The sequence below is a fragment of the Vibrio sp. 10N.222.46.A1 genome (genome assembly GCF_041473595.1).
Taxonomy (GTDB): Bacteria; Pseudomonadota; Gammaproteobacteria; order Enterobacterales; family Vibrionaceae; genus Vibrio; species Vibrio tasmaniensis_A.
Genome location: NZ_JBFRSN010000360.1, coordinates 1 through 8104, shown reverse-complemented (window position 1 = coordinate 8104; position 8104 = coordinate 1). Strand labels below are relative to the sequence as shown.

At 35.7% G+C, this 8104-nt stretch carries 8 protein-coding genes; all 8 read right to left on the bottom strand.

All coding sequences use genetic code 11. From position 1 onward, the window contains the following. Positions 1-407, bottom strand: a 407-nt coding sequence (locus tag AB4496_RS11505) for a glycosyltransferase (protein ID WP_372131004.1), incomplete at its 3' end; no start/stop codon positions are given. Beyond that, positions 400-1302: a glycosyltransferase family 2 protein gene (locus tag AB4496_RS11500; RefSeq protein WP_009847936.1), complete on the bottom strand. Its 903-nt coding sequence runs from the start codon at positions 1300-1302 to the stop codon at positions 400-402. The genes AB4496_RS11500 and AB4496_RS11505, both read right to left, overlap by 8 nt. A 135-nt stretch (positions 1303-1437) precedes the next feature. After that, the gene (locus AB4496_RS11495) at positions 1438-5070 is read right to left on the bottom strand and encodes a glycosyltransferase (protein WP_083784128.1); all 3633 of its coding nucleotides are present in this window, start codon (positions 5068-5070) and stop codon (positions 1438-1440) included. A gap of 2 nt (positions 5071-5072) precedes the next feature. Next, positions 5073-6170, bottom strand: coding sequence for a DegT/DnrJ/EryC1/StrS aminotransferase family protein (locus AB4496_RS11490; protein WP_032555314.1), 1098 nt, complete (start codon positions 6168-6170; stop codon positions 5073-5075). A gap of 5 nt (positions 6171-6175) precedes the next feature. Beyond that, a complete protein-coding gene (locus AB4496_RS11485; RefSeq protein ID WP_009847939.1) occupies positions 6176-6583 on the bottom strand; it encodes a MaoC family dehydratase in 408 nt (135 codons plus the stop codon). Continuing rightward, positions 6584-7327, bottom strand: a complete 744-nt coding sequence (locus tag AB4496_RS11480; RefSeq protein ID WP_009847940.1) for an acyltransferase — start codon at positions 7325-7327, stop codon at positions 6584-6586. Continuing rightward, on the bottom strand, positions 7327-7719 hold the full coding sequence (locus tag AB4496_RS11475) for an FdtA/QdtA family cupin domain-containing protein (protein ID WP_009847941.1): 393 nt from the start codon (positions 7717-7719) through the stop codon (positions 7327-7329). The genes AB4496_RS11480 and AB4496_RS11475 overlap by 1 nt, the downstream gene beginning before the upstream one ends. Continuing rightward, a partial coding sequence (locus AB4496_RS11470) for a DUF563 domain-containing protein (protein ID WP_372131002.1) occupies positions 7712-8104 on the bottom strand: 393 nt, incomplete at its 5' end. The genes AB4496_RS11470 and AB4496_RS11475, both read right to left, overlap by 8 nt.

Here is an 8104-nt window from a genome sequence, read left to right as displayed (position 1 = left end):
ATACGTCTTAAGAGATTGAATTTAATTGAATTAGAACTAAAAACTGCGCCTAACCCAGTTACACTATAGATTATCGGTTTATTAAAAAACAATCTATTTAGCAAGCCTGCATATATATTAGGCTTAATTGTCACACAATGTATCAATTCAGGTTCAATTTCATCTAATATTCTCTTAAGGCGGAAAATACTACCGATCTCTCGAAGAAGGTTAACACTTTTTCTTTTTACAGATAACTGATGACAAATAAAACCTTTAGATTCCAATTCATTTTTAATCGCATCATTTGAAAAGCTACTAACAATATGAATATCAAAACCTAAAGATTGGAAGTACTCTGCTCGCTCTAACCAGTGAAGACGAAAGTACCAATCAACATTTATTACGTAAACGATCTTTTTACTCATACTTGCCACTTCGATTGGTTAGACCGTGAAAAACCCCTTTTATAATACATCTAAATTGCATAAACCTAGGTTTGAGAAATACACAAAAAATAAGTGCTTGTAAGCTTGATCTTATAAGAGTATAAACTTTCCAACTCAATGGTATGTATGCCCTTTGTAGCAAACGGCAAAAATTACGATAATAGTAATAATGACGTACTGGGGAATGAGTTGTAAGGCTTTGACCTAAAACTTTCAACGGAGCACCGCCAACCTTATGATACATTTTCGCATTAAATGCAGCGATACAAACATAATTTTTACTCTTCGCTCTAAATCCCCATTCAATATCAACACAATCAATGAATAGCCCCTCTTCCATATAACCAATATCATCAAGCGTAGCCTTTGAAATAAGGCAACCAGAAGCTATCAGAAAGTCACATGGAGAAAAGGTATTTTCACTTCTATCACTCGACAAGAACCTATTGACACTATACCTAGATGTACGAATAAACAAACATTCAGAAAATGTATCTTGATCTATATGAACAGGACCAACGGCTGCAACTCTTTGACCTTCAAATTGAGCTGCTTGTCGAGCTATAAACAACTCTTTTACCATTGATTCAGATGGAACACTGTCTTGATCAAACAAAATAAAGTCAATAAAACCCTCATTTAATGCCTTGTTAATACCAATATTTTGAGCATATGCAATCCCCATGTTGTCCGATAAAAATGTCACTTCGACTTGTTCAGAGTCATCTATATCTATTGGCACAGAGGAATTATTATCAATTATATAAATTTTCGAAACTTGTAGCTTCAATTTGTCGACTAATAACTTAAGTTCTTCTTGGACGGGATTGAACGTAATAATTATCGCAGAAACTTCTTTTTTGTTTTCAAGCATAAATTTATCATCATTTAATTTTAAACACTGATTATAACCACAACTAATAACAACCGAAAAATAAAATGACGACAATTTCTCAATTAAGGAGTGGGTTAAAAATTATATAATTCAACCCAACCAGATCATTTATTATTAAAGGTATGATTTGTATATTCCATCAAGATTATCTACTTGATCACTAAAATATGCGATTGAATCTTTAGGCAAGTCAACATCATCTCCAAGCTTCAGCTTCTCATAATGGGTGATAACATTATTTATTGCATTCTCTAACTTCTTTGAATCAGAAGAAAATGGAATAACATTCCCATTTTCTCCTTCAATAATACACTCTGTAACACCACCGGAATCAGTAGTAATAACCCAAACATTTCTAGCAATAGCCTCCCTGACGGTAAGACCAAAGCTTTCTTTACATCTTGAGGGGAATAACAACACATCGATAGATTCAAAAAAATCATCAATATTATTTTGGTTATACCCAGGAACTATAGTGCAGTTATTTATGCTAGATACAACATGATCCGGATAAGACTTATGTCCTAAATTTATCATATTATCAACTATTTTCAAAAAAGCTTTAGAATTATTAACATTAGAGAAAGCTTTTAATACCAAGTCGCTGCCTTTAATAGGAGTATTTCCGCCGACATAACCAAAAGTTATACTACCGTCAAATTTTTTAACTATTGATGCTTTAGGCATAAGAATACCATTTCTATCAACGGTTAAAGGCTTAGGGTGCATATTATTGAGATCATGAAGCTCTGCAGTATAACTACTCGGAGCTAAAACTTCACATGCATTTTTGAGATAGTGCCTGAGTTCAGCATCTCGAAGTGAAGGCGTTTTTTGATTATCTGTACAGTTCTTACACTTGCTTAAATCAATTTTATCTTGACCACAGAACTCACCTTTTGAATCGATCATAAACTGCTTATAACATAACCACCAAGCATCATGAACAGTAACAATATAGTTTATATTTTTATCAATGCAACTTTGAAGAGCACCGATTCCCAGTCCTTGCAAGCAATGTGCATGAGCCAGATCAGGCTTAACCACCTCTAATATTTTTGCTACTGGCTTTACAATTGATTTGTTATTGTAAAGTTCCATATCCTCATTTGGTACAGGTACACCGAATACAGTTACACCTTCTACCTCATAACGAACAGGCTCGTAAGCTCGTAAAGCATCATCAACAGGAAGAGTAGTAACCACATACACTTCATAGCCTTTATGTTTTTGTAAAAGCTTATTTATTTGCTCTGTGACAATCGTAGCACCACCAAAAGACCTTGGAGAATAAAAAACGTTGAATACAACTATTCTTGGTTTGGTCTTAATACAACTATAGTCTCTTACAATTGGCATTAACTGAGTGTTTGCTATCGATTCTGTATTATAGCGGGCCAAGACTGTAGTATTTGCATTAATCGCCATGTCTTGTCGCGTTTGCTCACAACAAACAAGCTTTGTCAGCTTGTCAAACCACTCAACCTGATCACTAGCTATATAACCATTTACCCCATCGTCGATGACATCGATAAAGGCACTCAAAGGAGACGATACTGAAGGAAGTTTTACTATAGATGCTTCGATATATTTAATATTACTTTTAGCTTCATTAAATATATATTTCTCTAAGGGTGCAATACTGATATCGCACTCAGATAGCAAGCGTAAATACTCAGAGTAGCTACAAAGTTCAAAGCGTTCTACTTGAGCATCAAGGCCATCAAAGCTGGATGGTAGCTCCAGTAAACCTATGATTCTAAAAATTACCTGAGAGTTTTCTCTCAGTACTTTCGCAATAGACGAAGCGGCTTCTTCGAAATCAATATTATGAGTTGATGTGCCTGACCCATATACTATCCTAATCTTATTATCTATTTTCTGTTTCTTTTCCGAACTCTTTAATATCTCATTAGCTAGCTGAAGAGTTTCTGAATCTAAGCAATTTTCAAGTATGAAAACATTTTCAACTCCTTCAGCATTCATAGACTCAGCTAAACCAGAGGTCGAAGCAATTGCCATATCACACGCAAGAAGTGCTTGCTTATAAGAATTAGCGCCTTCCAAAACTTGAGTTCTAACTTCACTCGAGAGATCACTAACAGTTTTACTTTCTGCTAGTATAGCTTCGTTAAAGATAAGGTCATCGACTTCCCAAAAAGTTTTTACATTGAGGCGTTTACACTCTTCAATCAAAGCCAATACAGTATCAGTGCTCGGAACCCGATAAAAAATAACTACTGACGAATGGGATATACTCGTTCTCGACTGATAGTAATCAGTCCAAGAAACCACTTCGCACTTAAAACCTAGTAGCTCCAGCATTTCCTTTTTCTGTGTAACTCTGTATTTAGTACACTGTTGTATACTTAACTCAGCTATGATTGTCACGGAGTTTAGACAAACTTCATGAGCTAATACTGAAGGCTTGTTGATAAAGTCTCTCTCAGTCAAACTATGGACATGTCCTCTCGCTGAATTATTTAAAGCTGTATGTACGAGGGTGCGTAGCCCGCCTGACTTAAAGACTTGAAAAGCATATTTTAGGGTATTTCTAAGACCTTTCTGACGGATAATGCGTGGTAGATAAAGAACGAGACTCTTTGCTCTCTTCAGTTTAATTAATACACTTATAATTGGCTGTACAGCTCTCCAAGTAGTAGAGTTTTCAATAGCACTTAAACGGTTAACCGTGCTATCAAGAGCATTGACTTGCTCTTCTAACAATTCAACCTTATGATTTAACGAGCTATTTTTACCTGTCAAAATACTGACTTCATCTAAAACTTTGCTTCTGAAGAAGTCAGATCTTGAGTATAAGTCAAAAAATTTACTGTAGTTATCAGAAGGGAAATTAATATTAGCGCCAATACGAGTATAGAACTCATCGAGTATTGCCTTAGCCGATGCAAATTTACCGATGCTAATTAGATAATCATGTAATTTATGATATTTAGAGGAGTCAGAACACTTAGAACATACGACAGATGACAATACTTCTAGGTCAAAATCTAAAAATCGACGTTCAACGCGAAACTGTTCATACTCACTTCGGAAAAACTTTGAGTCGTTGATAGCCAAACTCAAATTCTCACCGTCTCCTCTCACCCGATACGCAGACAATTTATGGTTAAGTAATGTAATATCTTCAGTAGAAGATAACCTTAACCACATGTCATAGTCTTGAAGTTGAAGTAACCTTTCATCGAAATAACCATACTCCTCAAAGATGCCTCTATGTAACATCGCTGAAGTCGCACACAACATATTTCCACAATCAATGAAATGTTTTTTTATCTCTAAACTATTAAAATCCTTATTAAATATTTTAGATAATTCGTGACCACATATATTTTTTTCATCATCAATTGTGTCGACCCAAGTGAAAGAAAAACGAGCCCCACTCTCAAGCATCAACTTCAATTGCATTGCTAGTTTGTTATTGTAATAAAGGTCATCACCTGAAAGTAAAGTAATATAAACCCCCTTTGCAGATCTAATTGCCAAGTTAGATGCATGTGAAGGGAAGGTATTATTATCCAGAGCAATTAATTTAATTTTATTGCTTTCAGATTCATAATTTCTTACTATTTCAACAGTACCATCTGTAGAGTTATTATCAACAATAATTAGCTCAAAGTTTTTATAAGTTTGAGATAAACAACTTTCAATAGAATCTGAAATATAATTTTCATGATTATAAGTAACCATGCATATTGAAATTAGAGGAAGACTCGATTCGTTCATAATTAATTAGACCAGTTATTGATCAGGTTCACTACATGCTTTTGCTCTGATTCAGTCAAAATAGGGCTTATCGGTAGACTTAAAATATCATCACAAATAGCTCTAACTTCATTTTCATGATCTATTTCGGCGTACGCTACCTGTTCATTGACAAATTTAGGATAGTGTTTTTGAGTTTGAACACCATTTTCTAACAAGTATTCACTCAACTTTTCTCGTTCCGATGTCTTAATAACAAACAAATGAAAAACATGGCTTTCTTCATATTCCCATTCAGGGAGTTTTACTAAATCATTATTAATATTGTCAATGTAATAACGTGCAACCCTTTGACGATCTTTAATATCTTCATCAATGTACTTAAGCTTAACTCTTAAAATAGCCGCTTGTATTTCATCCAACCTACTGTTCACACCTTTGTAAATGTGCTCATATTTTATGTGAGAGCCATAGCTTCTTAATGCAGAAACTATTTCCTTTAGCTTCTCGTCACTTGTTGTAATTGCACCGGCATCACCTAGAGCCCCTAAGTTTTTCCCTGGATAGAAACTGAAGGCACCAGCATGACCCCAAGATCCCGCTTTTTTCCCATCAATCATAGCTCCATGTGCTTGTGCGCAATCTTCTAGCACCAACAAGTCATAATCTTCAGCTAGCTTACAAATTTCTTTCATTGGAGCTAATTGACCGTACAGATGTACCGGAAGTATGACTTTGGTCTTTGATGTGATTTTTTGAGCGATTTTGGAAACATCGATGTTAAAGTTATTTGGGTCTGCGTCAACTAATACAGGAGTCAAATTACACTCCGAAATAGCAAGCACCGATGCAATAAAAGTGTTAGAAGGGACAATAACTTCATCACCATCATCGATTAACCCCATAATTTTCCATGCTTTCAAAGTAAGCGTTAGAGCATCTAGCCCATTGCCGACACCAATACAAAACTTCGTTTGGCAATAAGTTGAAAACTCTCTTTCAAACTGCTCGAGCTCATTTCCCATGATATACCAACCAGAGTCAATAACCTTGTCAAAGGAAGCCTTAATTTCGTCTTTGTATCTTTCGTTAATTTTTTTTAAGTCTAAAAATGGAATCATCATAATTACTCTGGAATGTATATTTCTGCTTGGCCGGTTATAACTTTTTGCTTGCCCACTTTACAATACGTATCAAAATAAACGCGACGTTTATTTATATCAATTTCGCTTACAACTACAGTAGCAACAACCGTATCATCAATGTAAACGGGCTTCCTAAACTTCAAGGATTGAGATACATAGACACAGCCTTCACCTGGCAGCTTAGTTCCAAACAGCGCGGAAAAAAAACTAGAGCTAATCATGCCATGAGCGATTCTTTTCTTAAAACGAGAGTTTTCAGCATAAACTTCATCAAGATGAACGGGGTTTCTATCTCCAGAGAAGCCAGCAAATTGCTTTACATCAGCTTCAGAAATAGTTTGAGAGTATGATGCGGACATCCCAACTTCAATATCGTGAATATCATACATTTAGTTACTCTCCTTTACCCATTGCTGTACGACATCATCTGGATAGCCTCTATGGAAGTGATTAACCCAAGGGTAAGCTGGCTTGCGGCTACCATCTTTCAAGCGTATTCTTGCGGCAGGGCCGATTAATTTCGCTGGATTACCAGAATAAAGCATATCTTCTTGAGTGCTTTTAGCTACTGTTGAACTTGCTCCAACTAAACAACCTTTAGCGATCGTGACTCCCGGTAATATTACGGACATTGTAGCTATCACAGCATAGTCTTCAATAACAACGCCTTGCATTACGTTACTTGGCGGATGCGGGTCATTCGTAAGGACAACATAGGGAAATAGCCAGACGTAATCTCCGACTTTTGAAAGTTTTCCTACATGAACATTACTGTGAAGCCTCACATAATCACCAAATTCACAATCCCCTTGTATATCTGATAGGGTTCCAATTTGAAAGTTTTTACCAGCGACGGTTTTCTCTCGAACAGAAACTCGATGACCCGTAACTAAACCTTCATCAAAAGTCGAACCCTCATAAAACATACTGTATGAGCGAATATGTGAATTTTTACCAACAACTAACTTTCTATTACCTGATAAAGAAGTTTCTACACCTAGTTCACAGTTACTTTCGACAACCGTATTGTCTCCAATATCTACATTGTCATGAATTATACTAAAGGCTCCGATAGTTACATTTTTACCAATCGTTGCTTTTTTCGATACGATCGCACTTTTATGTATAGTCATTAGTTTACCAACCTTAAAAATTCTTCATAATCACGAATATAATCTGACTCATCGTAAATATTACTCGCGAGTACCAACAAAACACAATCCTTTGAAAAATCGTGCATTTCTCGCCATTTGTTATTATCAATATACAACCCTTGTTCTGGACTATCGAGTACAACGCTCTCTCTCGACTGACCATCATCTAAGACAATTCTACAGCTACCTTTCACACAAATCGCCATTTGCTCTAATTTTTTGTGAGCATGAAAGCCTCTAGATATTTGGCTCTTTGTATCAAAAATATAGTAAACACGCTTAATTTCAAAGGGAATGTTACCCAATTCTTCGAGAGAAACTAATGATCCTCTATCGTCACCAAGCACATTGAATTTAAATGTTTTAATCATCAAGTTTTTCCAATAGTTTTTCTAGTTCTTTGACATCTACGTTCGCATCACCGTGAACAGAGTTTGAGTTATCGTCAGGAGTAGTAAGGAAGTGAATCAAATGAACATTTGAAACATCAGCTAAGGGCTGAAATACATAATAGTTAGTGCTTTGTGCCGATGGGTATAGTGATATAGCTGTACTACCTGGTTTCATGAATAATAAATTGGTAAAGGCAGCACCAGAAGCACCAACTATAACTTCAGCTTGCGAAAATAAATTATACTGCTCAAAAAAATCAAGAGAGCCAGGATCAACAAAGTCGAATCCTTTCCTATACAGTAACCTCTCTAAATCTAGAACATTACTGAGCTTCCTTAGCTTGGTGTTTTCTCTTTGTAAGTA